This is a genomic window from Bartonella sp. TT121SHDZB, from assembly GCF_042193415.1.
Taxonomy (GTDB): domain Bacteria; phylum Pseudomonadota; class Alphaproteobacteria; order Rhizobiales; family Rhizobiaceae; genus Bartonella.
Genome location: NZ_JBHILR010000011.1, coordinates 16,930 through 35,678 on the forward strand (window position 1 = coordinate 16,930; position 18,749 = coordinate 35,678).

Genomic DNA, 18,749 nt, shown 5'->3' on the forward strand with positions numbered 1-18,749 from the left:
AAGGTTAGAACAATCTAGATTGAAAAAATCTGCTCGTTATTATTTTGCTTTGGAAGTTTTTGTGAGCCATTGCTTACGGTAACGACAAAATCATATAAATATTAGGCGTTTTTTGATGGTGAGCTGTGCCATCAATATAAGTCTTTCAGGTTAAAATGCCTAACAGCGCAAATAGATTTTACCAGATACAAGATTATAGGCAGATATCTTTTTCTAAACGTATTAATGAAGTTCTGTTTCACAAGAGAAGTTATTGTAAGAATTGTTTTTTTAGCTCTTAAAAAAATTGGCTGTTTAAATTTTGTTGTTTAGGAAACTACTATCTCTTTTAGAAGCGAAGATAAAGTTCTTTATGTCTTTTCTTGAAAAGAAGGGTTGAAGTTTTTTATTTCTATTATTTTTTCTCAAAGAGAATTGGCGTTGGTAGAAAATAGTGGATAACAAAGTCATTAGAGGCATTGTATCATTGTGTTTGCGAAAACTTTAATAAAGAGCAGCAAGGTATTACAATAAAATCTCATAGGAAAAGTAAATTGAAGAGAACAATAAACGTGTGACAGTTTTACGTCTCTTGTTGTTATTGCGCTCACAAGAGTAAGGATCAAACTTATTTTTTATAATATTGATACGAGAGTAATTTTTATCACAAGTGGTGGCGGACAAAATGCACTCCGCAACTGTATTACGGTGTAAAATATTCAATATTACCATAAAAGGTGCTCAAGAACACTACAACCAACAACAATCGTTGGCAAACAGTTTTTACACGAGAAATCTTTCAATAAATTTGAAGTGCATACCACAACCGTCTTATCCATTTGGGGGACAGCTGGCAACATTGTGTTGGACGTGCAAGGTCCATGTTTCCTTCAATGGCATCTTTACTTTTCTGTGAAGAAGCAGCTGTTTATGCAGTACAGCATGCTGACAATTTAAGGAGGAAAAAATGAAATGAACTTTAAACTTATTGAGTGTCTTAGCTCTATTCGTCATAATTGGTTGCCAGTTTAGGAAGTCTCTTGCAGGATACTTGACGGCATGGGAGAATCCAGATGAAGATTTTACTGAGATAGGAAAAGCACTGTTAGAGTGTGGCAAGCCAATCCCTTATGATACCGATCTCAGAGAACAGAAAGCTAAGCATCAATACGAAAGCATCTATTAAAGCTTGCATGCTTCAAGTTGATTATCCATGATAAAGTGGGGGGATGGACTTGGTATGAGAATTATAAAGCCGAGAACTTTACCCATTTGTCATCCAGGTTTAGGTACTGTCATTACGCAACGAAGTGTCAAAAAGTGCTTAAACAGTCCGTTTTGTAAAAAATCCAGAATATGAATGCTATCCTTAAGTTTTTCTGCTGGTGATGAGAAACAATCCTCCATCTTTGCATTTGCTTGGAATGGCTGGATTGTTTTCTCAACCAATCATTTCAATGCTACCATTTATGAGGACTACAAATGCAGGAGCCACAATTTATAAAAAGATCTATTTAGGTTGTAATCAAAATATTGAGAATAATTACACGCATAACATTGATAAAATATGATTTAAGTAGTAACTTTGCTGTATTTTTGATACGGTACTGATGGCAAATCATCGGAAAGAGATAAATGATTATAAAGGTTGATAATGTCCATCATTGTTTTGGAAGTGAACAAGCAGCATGTAAAGTAATTTATGGATTGTTTCATAATATCAAATTATTCAAGGACAGGAAAATGAAGCAGATTTTAAAATTATTCAGCGGGATGACCTTATTTGTTATGGCTGGATGTTACCCAGAGCAGACTTCTCGAACAGTTGTAGATGCATGGGAAAAATCCGGTGCAGATCAGCTTGAGATCAAAAAAGCTCTGTTAGAATGTGGAATACAGCATCTTGATGATCGTCTTGATACAGAAACAACTACTGATGAGAAATTCAATGCTGAGGAGTCTGTGAATGCATGCATGATACAAGCAGGTTTTCAAGATAAATTGGGAAGGGTGAAGTGGTGTGAAAAGTATGAAAATCTTCCAATTTGTCAGCCTGATGCTGTTATTCCTCAGCGAAGTGTAGAGAGGCGCTTGAATAGTCCTCATTGTGAAGAGCATAAAGAGCAACCAGAATGTCAACCTTAAATATTGATGCTGTTTGTAATCAATAATCTTTATATTCTTGTTCTCGCATGGGGGGAGGCGGGATTGTTTTTCAATGGACTAACCATCTTACATGCGAAAAAATATTAGCACAGGCTTATAAGCTTTTTTATCGTGAATATTGAGAGAAGGGGAAAAATAAAAAAAATTGAAATTATTGAGTGCTATAACTTTGTTAAGCTTTGCGGGATGTGTTAGCAAATCTCCTCCATCGACGTTGGCATTATGGGAAACGCCCAGTGTCAATAAATCTATGGTTCAACAAGCACTGTTAAAATGTGGCTAGAAACCATTCTATGTTTCTCCTGAAAATATGGATTCGCGTGCAAGTGAATTTGTAGCGATTTATGAGTGCATGACTAAAGTAGGTTGTGGGTACAAACTACAGGATTCAAAGGGAATTTATTTTTCATCAGCACTGCGAAGTGATTCATTTTTAGTCAATTTAATAGTAGCAGGGTATCAGCAGGTTATGGACAATGATACTTTTGGAGCAACCAATTCGACAAAACAAGAGCGAGATTTGATGTTACGTTTTGAAAATGATAACAAACGCCAGAAAATAAAAAAAATTGAAAAAGTGATCATTGACAGTAAAATATATTCAACTTTCAAGTAATAATTCAATGAAAATATTAATGGGGAGAGGGAGTAAAAATGCAGCTCTTTTATCCTCGATATAGTTATATTCATCAGAGACTAGCTTAGTGATGTGTTATTGTCAGATGATAATAATATTGGGGGATGGTGAGTTATTGTTTGGAGAAGGTTATTCAATATAAAAAATGGCAAAGAATAGCTTTGCTAAAATACCTTCTTTAACGATCATAAATAAATTGCTTTTATAGAAATGATTTTGATGTTTTTTACAGGAGAGTGAGTGTTTTATTGTATTTAGATTTTATCAGAGGATATGAAAGTGTTATGCGGGTAATTTTGATGTAAATAGCTTTTCGTTTTATGATCTATTTTGAGATGATATGTTCTAAAGTAGCTCATTGATTAATTCTAAATATTGATGATAGGGCATTAAGAGAGGTTTTGTTTATTTATTCAATTTTTTGTTAGATGGCTTACAGTTCCTTAGGTTTTTGTTGTGGTTTAGTTGTCTGGCGCTTATATTACAGTTTTCAGAACTTTTAGGGGGTAATTCTTTAAGAGATCGTAATCCTAAATGGTATCTTAAAACTGTTTGTTCTTTCTTTACATAAAATACAAAACATATTATAAGACCCTATCATTTATCATAAAAATAATAAAATCACTTTGTTTATTTTATTCTTATCGTATTTAATTTGTGATTTATTTTTGTACCAGCATTTTTTGTGTTTGTTGAGAAAAAGAAAGTTTTAAAAAACAATGATAAGCAAAGCATCTAAAAATCGCTTATATTCGTGTGTTTTTACAGCAGCTATTTTTTCTTTTTTGTTAAACATAAATATTGAGGCACATTCTCATTCATTTGTATCACTGTCATGTGATGAAAACAAATTACCTTACGGATGCAGTGATGGTTCAAAGCATACAATTAGTGATAAAGTATATAAATTCACGGCATTTGTTAAAGAAAAGAATGGCGATGGTCGTTCTCACATGTTGCCTTCTGCTATAGTCGTACAGGAGCCAAATACAGTTATTGAGGCAATGCGTGTAGAGGTTGAAGGGACTGCAGGTGTAGAAGATATTTATGGTGCTGTGGTATCACGAGGAGGAAAAGTTGTTTTGAGCGATTCAGCTTTTAAAAATGTATCAATAGGTCTTAAAGCTGATAGTGGAATGATTGAGGTTGATCGTGGAACAATTGAATCTTCTCAGATAGCTGCTTATGCAGAGAATCTAGGAGCATCTGTTACGTTAACGAATACAAAAATTAAAGTGGAAGGTCAGGGTATCGGTCGAGAGAGTGCTCTTTTCGTTAGGGCTGATGCGAGTATTCAGATGAAAAGTGGATTTATTGATGTGAATGATGCTGCTGCGCTTTATGTGGGGAGAGCGGGGAGTGCGACTTTAGATGGTGTTACCATTGCTTCAAAATATCAAAAAACAGAAGACAAAGAAAATACAAATGGAAAAATTACACATACAGTTTTCAATGTAAAACATCAGGGTTCTGTTTATGTAAAAAATACGAATATTATTTCTACGGATGTTCATGTTTTAACAGTTGGACAAGATTCTAATACACCATCCAATAATGGCAGGGAAGGAAATATTTTAATTTCACGGGTTAATATTGAAGATTCAACAATTAAAGCAATCGGTAACAAACATGGTATGTATTTTGAGAGGGATGGGGAAAATGATGCGTATGAACAGGGGCTTGTCTTTTTGAAAAGGACGATTTTTGAGGTTCCAGATGGGACAGCTGTTCATAGTCATAACAGTCGTATTTATATTGGAGTAACAGAAGGTACAAAAATTTTTGGTGACTTATTATTAACAGCTGAAAGGGGGGGGAGTGTAGCGATTTTGGCTAATTCTTCTTCATTGATAGGAGGGACTCGTGTTGCCGATGATTCTATTGCTGAGCTTTATTTAACAGGGGGATCAAAATGGTTTTTGACAAAAAGAAGAGCGATAGCTTCACAAGTTGCAAACCCTACAAGTTCGTCTATTTCATTTGTAAAACTTTCTGATAGTTTTATTGCTTTTGAGACACCAATGTTTCAGGAGTATCAGACGCTTTATATTGGGAAGGGAGAGAAAGAAGTTTATAGTGCGCAAGAGAGGGCAGATATTTATCTCAATACATACCGCAGTCGTGAAGGTTTGCTCGATAATAAAAAAACTGATCGGCTTTTGATACATGGTGATGTTTCTGGAAAAACGACAGTTTATGTGCAATTTGTTTCAGGAAATCAGGGTGAGATAGCAACCGGTGAAAATGCTCATAGTATTTCACTTATTCAGGTTTCTGGAAAAGCGGCAGAGGATTCTTTTCAGTTAGATCGTCCTTATATCGCATTAGAGGGTTTGCCTTACCAATATTATCTTCATGCTTATGGTCCAGCTTCTGCTCTTGGAAATGCACAAACTTCTCAAAGATTGGTTGAAGGAGATGGAGATTTTTGGGATTTCCGCCTTGAAAGTAAATATATTCAGCCTGCTTTAGAGGTGTCTGCTATTCCTCCTTCTGCATTAAAGGTCAGAGAGGTTGTTCCACAAGTTTCAACCTATCTTTTGTTACCAAATGTTTTATTTCATGTTGGACTTATGGATATTAGTCATCAACAAAAGCAGTTGCAAGCTACGCGGTCTATTCCTCGTAAATTATTAAAAAACGAAGAGAATTTTTCTTTATCTGTTCACGGTTATGGTGGGCATTATCGTTATATCTCAGATCTTTCTACACTTAAATATGGGTACGATGGACGTGTTGATTATAACGCTATAGAAACAAATCTTTTGTTTAAAACGGTAGAGAGTGCACATAATACGACATCTTTTGGGATTATGGGAACCTATGGAAAACTTTCCTTACAACCTCATAATGTGGAACAAAGTCAAAAGAGTACATTTAATAAATGGTCATTTACGGCATACGCTAGTGTGGAACACAACACTGATTTTTACGTAGACGGTCTTTTATCTTATGGTTTGTTTAAAGGGGATGTGCGTAGCCATGTTTGGGGTAAGACGGCAACATTAAAAGCAAAACCTCTCAACGTTTCTTTTTCTGCTGGTAAAGTGTCTATGATAGGACGTGAAGGTCTTATTTTTGATCCGCAATTTCAGCTTATTTATCAACATCTGCAATTTGATAAGTTTCGTGATATTGACGGATTTGATGTTGAGATGAAAAAAATAGATCAATGGTTTATGCGTGTTGGTGGGCGTTTAAGTAAAACATTTACAGCCTCTGAAAAGGATCGTATCACTTCTTTTTATGGCAATATTCATCTTGCTCATTGTTTTGGTAAAGAACAATTTGTGCATTTTAAAGATGTTTTTCAGTTGAGTTCTTTTGGTTCTTCCTTAGAAGTTGGCTTGGGTGTCAATTCACAGTTTTCTTCTAAAGTCACACTTTACAGTGATCTTAGCTATCAGCACACGTTAACCAAGGCAGGTTTTTCTGGAATTCGTTTTTCTGGTGGATTGCGCTATCATTTTTAAGCAATCTTTTTAAAAATAATAAATGTGATTTTAAAAGTTTTGTTTTATTGTCGGGATTTAAACCATTGATGGTGCAGAATTTTAATTGCTTCTTTTAATAATGGTATCATGTGTTTAAATAGGTATGGAAGGATCACGTTGATTTATTTTTATCTGCTATAGTATTTCTCAAATGCTTTAAAAAATTTGTCCATCTGATAAACAGATTTAAAATGAGAAAATCCTACAATATCGGGGTTCTTATTCAATATGAATAAAGATAAATTATGATTATAAATCAATGTTTTGCCATATGATGCTTAAGGTGTTATCGAGCCATTTGTGGTAATTGCGTGCTTCTTCGTTTGAGGCATGAACAGAGAAAATAAAACCGGGATATCCACCAAATGCTGGTGGCGGTGGTGAAATATGATCTGTTTCAAAGAAAATGATAGTTCTGCTAGTTTGTGGATGTTGTACGACCTTATCGAGACCTAAAAATCCAGAGAAGCGTCCATACCCATGAAGAGGAATAATATAATTTGCCGCCACTTTTTCAGCTGGGAGTATATCGGGAAGGTCTGGGGTTTGTTCAGCTAAAGCGGCATTCATACAGAGTTTTGCAAATGAAATTCCTGTACCTTGCTCCACAATAAAATGGGAAACACCTGATCCACCTATACGAGCACCGATCTCAATGATATAGGGTAAGTTATTGGCATCTAAGCGTAGTTCTACATGGGCAGCCCCCATATTTATACCAAGAGCTTTGACTCCAGAGCATGCAGCCTCACATAAAGTAATAATTAAAGGATCATCTATATCACAGCGTTGACGATAAATTGTTTCTTCAAACCATGGTCCCTCAGGCTGTCCCTTGTCTCCAACGGACAGAACATGTACACCTGCTGTATCAACAAAGCATTCTACGACAAACTCTTTTCCTGGCAAATACTGTTCTACGATTAAACCTACAGGTTTATTTTTATCACTAAAACGTGCCATGTCTTTATGCTGAATATTCCATACGGCTTTAATGAGATTAGAAAATTCAGCGGGATTTTTAGCTAACATGACGCCTGTACTTGCCCATCCAGAAACGGGTTTAATAACGAGCGGATAGTCTAAGGCATGTACTTGTGATAGGTCTTCTGGATTATCTATATAAAAAAATCCTGGTGTTCTTAAGCCTGCTTTAGCAAAAGCTTGACGCATGAGATATTTATTTCGGGTTAATACTGCTACTTCTGGCTCAATACTTGGAGTATTGATTTTTTTTGCAGCCAAAGCTGTCCATAGGATAGCTTCTTCGCGAAGGGTCATAATCCCAGAAATATTGCGTTCTTTTGCTCCCGTTGCAAAAGTGTCTAGAGCTAACTCTGGGTTATCAAAAACAGGAAGTTGCCAAGTTGAAGTGACTGCTGCGGGGTGTTGAGTGGGAGCACTTTCAGCGGTATCATAGATCATTACTAATTCGATATTAGCTGCTTGTGCTGCTTCAAATATAAATGGTAGTTTTGCATTGCGCTGGCAAACTAACGCGAGTTTTTTCATTTTGTTTCCTTATTAAATTTGGAATTTTGGACACGACGTTTTTGTTGCCATCCAGATACCTTTGATGCATCTATAAATAAGAGTGTCATTCCTATAACAGCCATCATCATAGCAATTATTTTGATAATGTTGAGAGAAGGATTCGAGCCGATTACCCATTCACATATAACCACTGCAAAAGGGGATAATACGCCAATAGTGTTGGCGTATAATACGCCTCCCTCAGCTAAAACTTTTTGGTACAAAACGTAAACTGGTGCAGAGCAAACAGTTCCTAAAATCAATATTTTAAATATATCTTCTAAATGAAGATATAAGAGTGGGGCAGGATCAAAAATGAATAATGGCATAAATGATGCGACAGAAATTGTTGTGATCCAAGCCAGTGAGGTGAGCAAAGGTAAATTTTTAAGATAACGTTTAGACAATAAGCCATAAGCAGAGTAAGAAAGGGCTGCTGTTAAAGCAAGACCTACTCCTATCAGGTTATAATATCCACCTTCTCCACTGTTTATATTGAATGCTACAGCTGCTACACTGACAATTATCACTCCGCTAAATTTCAGCCATGAGAATTTAAGGACATTTGTCAATGCACCTAATATATAAGTAATCCCTGGAATAGTAGCGAGCACCATGGTTAAATTACTGGCTTTGAGAGACTTTAATGCGCCAAAACTGCATACAAAATACAGCGAAAATCCTAACACTGAGAGAATAAAAAAAGAAGGTATCATGGAAAGCAATGGTAGGGATCTGAAAACAGCTTTCTCACGAAATACTGCAATCAGCCATAAGGTGGCAGCAGTGGCAAACAACCTAAGTCCAACTGCATGCATGACGGGTATATTGCTAACCAAATTCTTAGATAATAACCAACTTATGGAAAACAATGCTAGAATAGCAAAGGTAAATAGGAATAACTGTCCTTTTAAGAAACTCAATGATTTAATCCCCCAATAATGTACTGTGCATAAGATGATGTTGAAAAATTAAATCGTGACTTTGAAGTCTGTGGTTTTCCAAGATTATTTTGGATATAATCCTTAGCTCCTGCCAAATAAGCGTCATCTAAATTTAATGCTTCAAGTGTTTCTATATCTGCTATCATCAATACTATTACTTTTTCAAGACGCTCCAAATCAAATTGAAGATAATCTTGATTTATTTCAATCAATGCTTTGTTTCGCATCAATATTTCAAAAAGCAAGACACCTATGCCAGCATCGAATGTCATATGCTGATCAGAACTTTTTGGCTAAGGAAATATGCGTTCTAATAGAAAAAATTCAGTTGTTTCTTTCCAAAATTTTGGATGATTTTGTAGCATAATACGCACTGTAATTAAATCAACTTTAGTTTCTTTTAGAAGACCTGTAAACCAATTTTAATTTTATATACGGATTTTTATCTAATGGCCGCGGTCCAGTATGATGTGCATAGTTATGATAATAGCTCCACAAACAGCGAGCATCGTAAATGTCTTCTTTAGATAAGTTACGACTATGCAATTGATCGAACAGGAAGTTACTATCTCGACCGAGTAAACGTTCAGCTTCCACAATTGTTTGCTTGTTGTAAATATCAAAGAATTTACTGAAAAAAAAACAAAGCAAATGTTTGCTTATCAATTTTCTTAGCAGTTGCTACAGATTCTGGGAATAGAACAATGCAATTGTTGTCTATCTCCCTCTTGACGCTATTCCCATTTTTATACATTGAAAAGGTGATAGATAATTCTTTGTATATTTTGAGGCGTCAGCAAGATAGGCCGTTTCATGACGATATCCTGTAACTAATTTCAGCCGGAATCCTTCTGGATCAGGTCCATTTGTTGCATGCATTGGAGCCAAGAAAAACAAGGGAGCATCTGGTAATGGGGCTTTGAAAGCAGCCAAAGTGTTATCAAATTGAGGAGGGGTTGTTAAACCGCTGATCATCCACTGATGAAGATCATCAGAAATGGTCGCTAAAAGTTTTGGAGATAATCCGTCAAGAATATTAGCATGGTGGTTCAGCAGAGTGATCAATTTATTAGATCATATTACTATCTGCCGAAGTTGGTTCCTTAATGCTCCCATTTCGTTCTTGGCGCATACGGAATTTGTCAACTAAGTTAACAATGGAAAGAAGCGCTTCAGATTTTTTCATGTTTAGTTGACTTTAGTGAGTGGAGCAAAAAGGCCATTGGCACTTGTCCAAAATTTTCGACAATACTCAGCCTATAGCGATTTGCCGCAACCGATGTTGTTATACAAGCATCGGCTTTTTCATCCTTACAAAGAACGGCTGCATCAGCATTGCTGTTGGCAAATACTTTGTCATATTGATGAGCTACCAGAGATTGCGGGGCAGGATGAGTCGCTACGGTTTTAATTTCATCAGCGTTATTGCGTTTAGCTAAAAGCATAAAGTGAGTAGGCATGATAAAGCTGTCAAATAATTGCATATCACCTAAACGGATAAATATGAGTGTATGCAAATCAGGGTAAGCAGCACAGCTTAAGAGATATCCATCCTTTTTCGGAGAAAGTTCATTAAATGCTTCTTCAAGAGTTGCGTATAAGATAATACGGGATCTCGAGTCAGTGGACAAAATATTTTTATTGTGATTGTTAAGCCACCATTATTCTGCAGTTGCACAGTTAGTATCTGCAGGGACAAGTGTAAAAGCATTATTTTCAGATTACATGATCTCTATTCTTTTAATTATGCGACTAAATTTAAATAATGTAATATGTAGAGTATATCAAGCACAATGCGTTAAGTAATTTAGTGCTTTATAAAATAATGTATATGTGAAAGCAAATTTACGATATAATTTTGTCTGTTCATTATTCTATCATGCCGTAAAACATCGTCGTTTAGGGGAGCGATTGAGCAGGAAAAATTCTATGCAGGGTATTTATTGGATATGTTAGAGAATTATTGGAATGGTTAAGCGAAGGTGAATGACTTGTAAACTGCACTGCTCTATCATTTTTTGGATGAGCAGCGTTTTTGAATCTGTTCGTATTGATAATACTATTGTAGGTGAATAATAAGCAAATTGGTAAGGCGTGAACATCTTTTCCATAAAACTTAATATGTTTAATTTCTTAATTAAGATAATACTTTTAGAAATTATTTTACTATTATGATTGTATTAAATATATAAAAGGCAATCATCATTATCTTGTTTGTAAAAAAACATGAAATATAACTCTTAAATTTTAGAGTGGGGGGTGGTAAGGTCTTTTTTTCTTTGGAATCGTTAAGAAGGTCAGATTAAACTTTATTGAAGCTACAGAACCTAAAGAGACAGTCGCTTTCTTGAAAAGATCAGAGGTAAACAATATGCGTGAGATTTTGGATCATTTTGATATGCCATTGAATAAAAAGAGTTCTGTTCAAAATCTTTCATGTCAGCCATTACCAAAACGATTTTATAAACAAGTAAAAATTTCTTGTGAGGAAGGAGGCTTTACTCTCTTATTAGATGAACGTCCTGTAAAAACGCCCGCAAGGCGTCATTTTCATGTGCCAACACAAGTGTTTGCTGAATTTGTTGCTCAAGAATTTGAGAGTCAAAAGCACGTTGTTGATCCTGCAAAAATGCCGATGACGCGTCTGGTTAATACTGTTATTGATGGTATCGCTGATGATATGCAGGCTGTATTTGAAGATTTATTGCGTTTTGTTGCATGCGATATGATCTTTTATCGTGCACAAACTCCTACAGAGCTGGTGCAAAAACAATCTAAACAGTGGGATCCTTTATTAGATTGGGCTGAAGAAAAATTGGGTGCACGGTTTTATTTGACAGAAGGGCTGATGCATGTGGAACAATCACCAGAAGCACTTCAAGCCGTGAGCAATTATTTACGTAAAGTTGAATCTCCTTATATGCTTGCTGCACTTCATATGATGACGACCTTAACGGGATCTGCTCTCATTGCTCTTGCGGTCGCTGCGGGCAAGATTGATGTCGATCATGCATGGTCTATTGCCCATTTAGATGAAGATTGGATGATGGAACAATGGGGAATAGATAAAGAAACAATCGCACGTCGTGCTCATAAAAAAGTTGAATTTAATGCTGCTGCTACAATTGTTACAACTTGTTTATAGGGGAAAATCTTTTATTTACGTGCATTCTTTTCGCTCAGAGTATTTTTGTGACTTTTTGAGGATTGGTTTTTACTTTATCAAGTCCAGGAAATATTTCATTGGTTATGGTTAAGAGCGCTTCGTCATTGCCACGGATAAAATACCATTGGTTATCGTGAAGTAGGGCAATAATTTCAGTTTGAATAGAGCATTTTTTTCCAGCATTTGTTGTGGTTACAAGCTCCACGGGTATAACAAAATAAGGGGTACCATTATCAAGGGTACCTTCACGTTTTTGTTTTTGATCAATGTTGATCGTTTCAATCTTGTAACTTTCTGCCAACCGTTCTATTTGGCTTTTCATGATTTGTAGAAATTGTGATTGATTAAGATTTTTTTTGGCGGTTAAGCGGTTGATGACTTGGGGAGGAATAGCATTTAAGATGGCATTTGCATCGGCATTTTTAAGTGCTTTACTATAAGCAGATGTTGCTTTCTCAAGAGTTGTAAGTTTTTGGTTGGTTATTGTATGTGCTTTAGTTGTTGATGTGATAAAGACAATGCATAAAAGAACGGGAACGAGAAAACAAATTCGCGGCATTAGAAACCTTTGTTAATTCATTTGAAGAGATTCAACACATTATAAAGGAAAAGCGGACGAGCAAAAAGCCTCTTGCGCTTTTGCATGAGACGAATATCCACAAAAATGGAGGCTTTTGCCTCCATTTTAAATACCAAAAGAGTGCGTACTGATTGTTTAAACGGAATAGTACATATCAAATTCAATAGGATGAGGCGTTGTTTCGTAGCGCAAAACTTCTTGCATCTTTATTTGAATGAAGGAATTAATCTGATCATCATCAAAAACATCGCCAGCTTTAAGAAAGCCACGATCTTTGTCGAGTGCTTCAAGTGCTTCACGCAAACTTCTTGAAACGGTAGGGATGTCTTTGAGTTCTTTTAAGGGAAGATCATAAAGGTCTTTATCCATAGCATGTCCAGGGTGAATTTTGTTTTTGATACCGTCAAGACCAGCCATTAAGAGAGCGGAAAATGCCAAATAGGGATTGGCTGTTGGGTCTGGAAAACGTACTTCTACACGTTTTGAGTTTGGTGAGGAACTCATTGGAATACGGCAAGATGCGGAACGATTACGTGCAGAATAGGCAAGAAGAACAGGAGCTTCATAACCAGGAACCAAACGTTTATAGGAGTTTGTGGATGGGTTGGTAAAAGCATTTATTGCTTTTGCGTGCTTAATAACACCACCGATAAAAAACAGACAGGTTTCTGATAGTCCGGCATATTCATTTCCTGCAAAAATGGGTTTGCCATCTTTCCAAATGGAGAAGTGAACATGCATTCCTGACCCATTATCACCAAAAACTGGTTTTGGCATGAAGGTTGCTGTTTTTCCATAACTGTTTGCTATTTGATGCACGACATATTTAAAAATTTGCATCTTGTCAGCCTCGCGAACGAGTGTATCAAAACGAATACCCAATTCATGTTGGCCTGCTGCTACTTCGTGATGGTGTTTTTCGACCTGTACCCCCATATCTTTGAGTGCTGTGAGCATTTCAGAACGCATATCTTGGCAAGAATCAATCGGCGGAACAGGAAGGTAACCTCCCTTCATTCGTGGGCGATGTCCTAGATTGCCTGTTTCATATTCCATATCATCATTAGAAGGAAGTTCACTTGAATCGAGTTTAAATCCTGTGTTGTAAGGGTCTGTTTTATAGCGCACATCATCAAAGATAAAAAACTCCGCTTCTGGACCTACATTGATTGTATCTCCAATGCCTAAAGATTTCATATAAACTTCGGCCCTTTTGGCGATAGAACGAGGATCTCTACGATAAAACTCTCCAGAGACAGGATCAAGTACGTCACAAAATATGACTAAAGTAGATTGAGCAAAAAAAGGATCAATATGTGCTGTTCCAGGATCTGGCATTAAAACCATGTCAGATTCATTAATTGTTTTCCAACCAGCAATTGAAGAACCATCAAACATGACACCATCACTAAAAGTATCCTCGCTGATCTCTGCGATATCCATTGTAATGTGATGCAATTTTCCTCGTGGATCAGTAAAACGTAAATCAACAAAACGGATTTCGTTGTCTGTAATCTGTTTGATAATATCTGATGCGGTTGTCATATTCAATTTCCTTAATGTGACGTTGAGGTAGATAAAAAAGTAAATTTTCTCGTTATTTATTAAAGAGCATCGATACCGGTTTCGTCCGTGCCTATACGAATTGCATCATCAATGGAAAAGACAAATATTTTTCCATCTCCTATATGTTTGGTTTGAGCTGCTTTACGTATTGCATCAACAGTTTGTTCTAGTTTGTCATCGGACACGACAATTTCGATCTTTACTTTAGGTAGAAAGTCAACAACATATTTCGTGCCACGATAAAGTTCTGTATGTTCCCTTTGACGACCAAAACCTTTCGCTTCTGTTACTGTAATACCATGTAATCCAATTTTTTGAAGCGCTTCTTTCACTTCATCAAGTTTGAAAGGTTTTATAATGGCTTCAATTTTTTTCATGCTGAAATTATCTCCAACGTTATTTTGTCTTTTTAGACTGCATCACATTATATTGGCAACTGTAAGATGTCCAACAGATAGTTTGTGCACAAAAAGTCATAAATGATGACACTATATACTCTTGGAGGAGAACTTTTTTGTATAATAAAGTGAAATATTATTGTTTTGGAAAAAGCTTACTATCCTTGTAAACGAATCAAAATAATATAATAAGAGTATTTGGTTTCTTTTTTGTTATATAATGCCTTTATTTATAACAATAATTAGACGTTTCCCATATTGAGTGAGGAATTCTAATAACGTAAGATTTTCTCATTTTAGATCTTCTTATAGTAAATCAATCAAATTATATCTTTGTTTATCAAGAGATACGAGCGTGTGGATAAAAATATTTGAAAAAAGGACTAAAAATGCCTTTTATGAAAGCTTTCGATAACCAAAGGTTGTTGCAATATTAAAGGGTATGGATGGGACAATATTGGAAAAGAGTGTGATGATGCCGATTACGCTCCTTCATAGATGATGGTGTATAATAATCAATTTCCCATTCTCGGGTGATGTCGTGAAATGGGCTTAGGGAGTGTTGAGAAATATTTCTTTGAAACAGATGTGTGAATTGGCAACGCAAATATATTCCGTTTGGGGTGTTGTGTCCCTTCGTGAGGAATGTAATCCCATTAAAGAATGCGATAAACAAAAGCGTGAAGCAATGCGCAATCTTCATTATTTAAACAATATTGCTGCGGATGCTTTTGAAAGCCGTCAAGATGAATTAAAAGAAGATGTTAAATATGGGAATTGGGTTATACCCTTAAAACTTCGTATTCTGCCAAAATTAGGCTGTCTGGTCGTTTCAGCTATAAACAAAACAGAGAATAAATATGCAATTATGCGCGCATTCTTATTTGGCAATACGACAACTGAAACAGCTTATAAAGCGCTAAATTGTTTTTAGTCTTTGCTTCAAACATGTTGCACCACTGGAATTAGGTGTTGGTTTACAAGTAATAATAAAAGTACAGGCTTTGTTAGTATGCTGTATTTTACAATGGAAAGCGTTTCTAAGAATTGGAATTATAAAGAGATGGGCGCAGTAAAACATCTTTTAGAAATTTTCCTGTATAGGAAGCGGGAACCTTAATGATGTCTTCTGGGCGTCCAATTGCAACAATTTCGCCACCGCGATCTCCACCTTCTGGTCCCAAATCAATAATCCAGTCGGCTGTCTTTATAACATCAAGGTTATGTTCAATGACGATGACTGTGTTACCTTGCTCGACTAGTTCATGAAGCACTTCAAGAAGTTTGGAAATATCGTGAAAATGTAAACCTGTTGTCGGTTCATCCAAAATATAGAGTGTACGTCCCGTTGTTTTACGAGAAAGTTCTTTCGCAAGTTTTACACGTTGTGCCTCCCCACCAGAAAGTGTGGTTGCTTGCTGTCCTACTTTTATGTAACCCAATCCTACTTTAATGAGAGTTTCCATTTTATTATGAATAGCGGGAATAGCTTGGAAAAATTCCTCTGCCTTTTCAATTGTCATATCCAAAATATCGGCTATAGACTGTCCTTTGAATTTTATTTCTAGTGTTTCTCGGTTATAGCGTTTTCCTTTACAGACATCGCAAGTAACATAGACATCAGGTAAAAAGTGCATTTCAATTTTGATGACTCCATCGCCTTGACATGCTTCGCAGCGTCCTCCTTTAACATTAAATGAAAAACGCCCAGCTTTATAACCGCGCGCTTTTGATTCTGGAAGATCGGCAAACCACTCACGAATCGGTGTAAAAGCGCCTGTATAGGTTGCGGGATTAGAGCGTGGAGTGCGTCCAATAGGGGATTGGTTGATATCGATGACTTTATCAAGAAATTCTAACCCTTCAATTTTATCATAGCTGGCGGGGTTGTGATGAGAGCCCATGATATGATGTGATGCTGCTTTGAAAAGCGTTTCAATAAGAAATGTTGATTTTCCTCCTCCAGAAACACCGGTTATGCATGTGAATGTTCCAAGAGGAATGTTCGCATTGATATTTTTGAGGTTATTGCCTTTTGCGCCAATGACTTTAAGTGTTTTCGTTTTTGATATTTTGCGTCGCTCTGTCGGCATTCTAACAGCCATTTTTCCTGCAAGGTATTGGCCTGTAAGAGAGGCTGAATTTTCTATAATTTCCTGCGGTGTCCCTTGCGCTATGATTTCTCCACCATGAACGCCCGCGGCAGGGCCCATATCGACAACATAGTCTGCCGTGAGAATAGCATCTTCATCATGTTCAACAACAATAACTGTATTGCCAAGATTGCGCAAATGGCGCAGCATTTCCAAAAGGCGTTCATTATCGCGTTGGTGTAAACCGATAGATGGTTCATCTAAAATATAAAGAACGCCTGTAAGACCAGAACCAATTTGGGATGCTAACCGAATGCGTTGGCTTTCTCCCCCTGAAAGTGTTCCTGAATTTCGAGACAAGGTAAGATATTCCAATCCTACATGATTTAAAAAAGCCAAGCGTTCGCGAATTTCTTTTAAAATACGTACGGAGATATTACGTTGTTTTTCTGTGAGATATTGATGAACATTGGCAAACCAATCATCTGCTTTTGAGATGGAAAGATCTGATATTTGCCCAATATGCATTCCATTGATTTTTACAGCAAGTGCTTCTGGTTTTAAACGATAACCATGACAAGCTGGGCAGGGCGAAGAAGACATATAGCGTTCGATTTCTTCTCGAGACCAAGCAGAATCGGTTTCTTTCCAGCGTCTCTCCATATTAGGGATAATTCCTTCAAAAGGTTGGGTCGTTTTATGCGAACCAGAATGATTTTTATAAATAAAAGAAATTTCATCTCTTTTTGTACCGTAGAGAATAGCTTGTTGTGCTTCATTAGAGAGTTCACACCATTGATCTGTGAGTTTGAAACCGTAAGCTTTTCCTAATGCTTCTAAGGTTTGTTTATAGTAAAGTGAATCTGATTTAGCCCAAGGGGCAATGGCGCCATTCTTGAAGGTAAGATTTTTATTGGGCACAATTTTCAGTGGATCTATTGCTTTTTTGATGCCCAGTCCATCGCAGAGAGGACAGGCGCCAAAAGGATTATTGAACGAAAAAAGGCGTGGTTCGATTTCAGGGATAGAGAAACCCGATACAGGGCAGGAAAATTTTTCTGAAAAAATGATCCGTTTGTGTGTATCATTTTTTGATTTATGAGCAGATTCTTTTGTCGTTTCTTTTTGTGTCAAGGGTTGGTCTGCCATTTCAGCAATGGCAAGTCCATTGGCTAGTTGTAAACAGGTTTCTATACTATCAGCCAAGCGAGAGGTGATATCTTTCTGTACAACAATGCGGTCTACCACGACATCGATGTCGTGTTTATATTTTTTATCCAGAGGTGGAATGTCAGGGATTTCATAAAATTTGCCATCAACTTTAGCGCGTTGAAATCCTCTTTTTAAAAGTTCTGTTAGCTCTTTTTTATATTCTCCCTTTCGTCCTCGCACTAAGGGTGCCATAATAAAAATTCGCATTCCTTCTGGTAAGGACATAATTTGATCCACCATTTGGCTTACTGTCTGGCTTTCAATAGGAAGTCCTGTTGCAGGAGAATGAGGAATGCCAATACGAGCAAAGAGAAGGCGCATGTAGTCATGGATTTCAGTAACAGTGCCTACTGTTGAACGAGGATTGCGGCTGGTTGTTTTTTGTTCAATGGAGATAGCTGGAGAGAGACCGTCTATGCGGTCGACATCGGGTTTTTGCATGACTTCCAAAAATTGGCGTGCATAAGCTGAAAGGCTTTCGACATAGCGGCGTTGTCCTTCAGCGTAAATTGTATCAAACGCTAAGGATGATTTCCCTGATCCAGAAAGTCCTGTTATAACGATGAGTTTGTCACGAGGCAGATCAAGATCAATATTTTTAAGATTATGCTCACGTGCACCGCGAATGGAGATATATTTTTGATGAGTCATACTTTATCCTTGGCATATGTGGCAAAAATTGAGCACCTAAAATGGAATAAAACTGTTTTTTTAGAATTACAATGCGTTTAACTGCTTTAATGCAAAAGGAAGGTATAAGTTTTGTGAAAAAAATACAAATGAGCAGCTTTTTATTCTCTCGTGGTGGAATAAACTATGTGTTTTTCTCATCTTTTGTTATAATTACACTGAATACAGTATTAGGAAAGGATAGCAATACCCATATTGATGGTCAATTGCGACATGTAAATTGAAGGTCAAGATGGTTATGACTGTTATAGAACAGAGTATTTTACGAATTAAAATTTTGGAGTTTATACG

At 36.6% G+C, this 18,749-nt stretch carries 13 protein-coding genes and 2 pseudogenes; 6 read left to right on the top strand and 9 right to left on the bottom strand.

The annotated features are described in order from the left end of the window. Window positions 1-967 precede the first annotated feature (967 nt). The 4 genes and pseudogenes from ACFIKI_RS06855 (at window position 968) to ACFIKI_RS06870 (ending at window position 6,255) form a co-directional block, all read left to right on the top strand. Window positions 968-1,339 (top strand): annotated as a pseudogene (locus ACFIKI_RS06855) (hypothetical protein). A gap of 383 nt (window positions 1,340-1,722) precedes the next feature. Further along, on the top strand, window positions 1,723-2,124 hold the full coding sequence (locus ACFIKI_RS06860; protein ID WP_375666478.1) for a hypothetical protein: 402 nt from the start codon (window positions 1,723-1,725) through the stop codon (window positions 2,122-2,124). A 166-nt stretch (window positions 2,125-2,290) separates the two neighbouring features. Next, window positions 2,291-2,761: pseudogene (locus ACFIKI_RS06865) on the top strand (hypothetical protein). A 740-nt stretch (window positions 2,762-3,501) separates the two neighbouring features. Then, the gene (locus ACFIKI_RS06870) at window positions 3,502-6,255 is read left to right on the top strand and encodes an autotransporter outer membrane beta-barrel domain-containing protein (RefSeq protein ID WP_375666479.1); all 2,754 of its coding nucleotides are present in this window, start codon (window positions 3,502-3,504) and stop codon (window positions 6,253-6,255) included. 270 nt (window positions 6,256-6,525) lie between these two features. Here ACFIKI_RS06870 and ACFIKI_RS06875 read toward each other — a convergent pair whose 3' ends face one another. From ACFIKI_RS06875 to ACFIKI_RS06895, 5 genes are all read right to left on the bottom strand, one after another. After that, window positions 6,526-7,788: an acetyl-CoA carboxylase biotin carboxylase subunit family protein gene (locus ACFIKI_RS06875; protein WP_375666481.1), complete on the bottom strand. Its 1,263-nt coding sequence runs from the start codon at window positions 7,786-7,788 to the stop codon at window positions 6,526-6,528. Next, window positions 7,785-8,732: a DMT family transporter gene (locus ACFIKI_RS06880; protein WP_375666482.1), complete on the bottom strand. Its 948-nt coding sequence runs from the start codon at window positions 8,730-8,732 to the stop codon at window positions 7,785-7,787. The genes ACFIKI_RS06875 and ACFIKI_RS06880 overlap by 4 nt, the downstream gene beginning before the upstream one ends. Further along, entirely contained in the window at window positions 8,729-9,025 is a 297-nt protein-coding gene (locus ACFIKI_RS06885) for a hypothetical protein (protein WP_375666484.1), read from the bottom strand. The genes ACFIKI_RS06880 and ACFIKI_RS06885 overlap by 4 nt, the downstream gene beginning before the upstream one ends. A 445-nt stretch (window positions 9,026-9,470) precedes the next feature. Continuing rightward, a complete protein-coding gene (locus ACFIKI_RS06890; RefSeq protein WP_375666486.1) occupies window positions 9,471-9,818 on the bottom strand; it encodes a hypothetical protein in 348 nt (115 codons plus the stop codon). A 107-nt stretch (window positions 9,819-9,925) separates the two neighbouring features. Continuing rightward, on the bottom strand, window positions 9,926-10,384 hold the full coding sequence (locus ACFIKI_RS06895; RefSeq protein WP_375666487.1) for a prephenate dehydratase domain-containing protein: 459 nt from the start codon (window positions 10,382-10,384) through the stop codon (window positions 9,926-9,928). Window positions 10,385-11,124: 740 nt separating this feature from the next. Between ACFIKI_RS06895 and ACFIKI_RS06900 the strand changes: the two genes are divergently transcribed. Continuing rightward, window positions 11,125-11,898, top strand: coding sequence for an ATP12 family chaperone protein (locus ACFIKI_RS06900; RefSeq protein ID WP_375666489.1), 774 nt, complete (start codon window positions 11,125-11,127; stop codon window positions 11,896-11,898). A gap of 34 nt (window positions 11,899-11,932) precedes the next feature. On the opposite strand, the gene ACFIKI_RS06905 is transcribed toward ACFIKI_RS06900, so the two are convergent. The 3 genes from ACFIKI_RS06905 to ACFIKI_RS06915 all read right to left on the bottom strand — a co-directional run bounded on the left by ACFIKI_RS06905 (window position 11,933) and on the right by ACFIKI_RS06915 (window position 14,442). After that, window positions 11,933-12,478 carry a hypothetical protein gene (locus ACFIKI_RS06905; protein ID WP_375631309.1) on the bottom strand — a complete coding sequence of 182 codons (546 nt, stop codon included), beginning with the start codon at window positions 12,476-12,478 and terminating at the stop codon, window positions 11,933-11,935. A 156-nt stretch (window positions 12,479-12,634) separates the two neighbouring features. Then, on the bottom strand, window positions 12,635-14,044 hold the full coding sequence (glnA, locus tag ACFIKI_RS06910; protein ID WP_375622377.1) for a type I glutamate--ammonia ligase: 1,410 nt from the start codon (window positions 14,042-14,044) through the stop codon (window positions 12,635-12,637). Between the two features lie 59 nt (window positions 14,045-14,103). Next, on the bottom strand, window positions 14,104-14,442 hold the full coding sequence (locus ACFIKI_RS06915) for a P-II family nitrogen regulator (protein WP_375606671.1): 339 nt from the start codon (window positions 14,440-14,442) through the stop codon (window positions 14,104-14,106). Between the two features lie 598 nt (window positions 14,443-15,040). Here ACFIKI_RS06915 and ACFIKI_RS06920 point away from each other — a divergent pair. After that, entirely contained in the window at window positions 15,041-15,397 is a 357-nt protein-coding gene (locus ACFIKI_RS06920) for a hypothetical protein (RefSeq protein WP_375666491.1), read from the top strand. A gap of 106 nt (window positions 15,398-15,503) precedes the next feature. On the opposite strand, the gene uvrA is transcribed toward ACFIKI_RS06920, so the two are convergent. Further along, the gene (gene uvrA / locus ACFIKI_RS06925; protein WP_375666492.1) at window positions 15,504-18,419 is read right to left on the bottom strand and encodes an excinuclease ABC subunit UvrA; all 2,916 of its coding nucleotides are present in this window, start codon (window positions 18,417-18,419) and stop codon (window positions 15,504-15,506) included. Window positions 18,420-18,749 lie beyond the last annotated feature (330 nt).

Excerpts from the sequence above, each read along its gene's own strand:
- ACFIKI_RS06900 (WP_375666489.1), top strand. The coding sequence starts at position 11,125 with ATGCGTGAGATTTTGGATCATTTTGATATGCCATTGAATAAAAAGAGT.
- ACFIKI_RS06905 (WP_375631309.1), bottom strand. The coding sequence starts at position 12,478 with ATGCCGCGAATTTGTTTTCTCGTTCCCGTTCTTTTATGCATTGTCTTT.
- glnA (WP_375622377.1), bottom strand. The coding sequence starts at position 14,044 with ATGACAACCGCATCAGATATTATCAAACAGATTACAGACAACGAAATC.
- ACFIKI_RS06860 (WP_375666478.1), top strand. The coding sequence starts at position 1,723 with ATGAAGCAGATTTTAAAATTATTCAGCGGGATGACCTTATTTGTTATG.
- ACFIKI_RS06870 (WP_375666479.1), top strand. The coding sequence starts at position 3,502 with ATGATAAGCAAAGCATCTAAAAATCGCTTATATTCGTGTGTTTTTACA.
- ACFIKI_RS06875 (WP_375666481.1), bottom strand. The coding sequence starts at position 7,788 with ATGAAAAAACTCGCGTTAGTTTGCCAGCGCAATGCAAAACTACCATTT.
- ACFIKI_RS06915 (WP_375606671.1), bottom strand. The coding sequence starts at position 14,442 with ATGAAAAAAATTGAAGCCATTATAAAACCTTTCAAACTTGATGAAGTG.
- uvrA (WP_375666492.1), bottom strand. The coding sequence starts at position 18,419 with ATGACTCATCAAAAATATATCTCCATTCGCGGTGCACGTGAGCATAAT.
- ACFIKI_RS06885 (WP_375666484.1), bottom strand. The coding sequence starts at position 9,025 with ATGACATTCGATGCTGGCATAGGTGTCTTGCTTTTTGAAATATTGATG.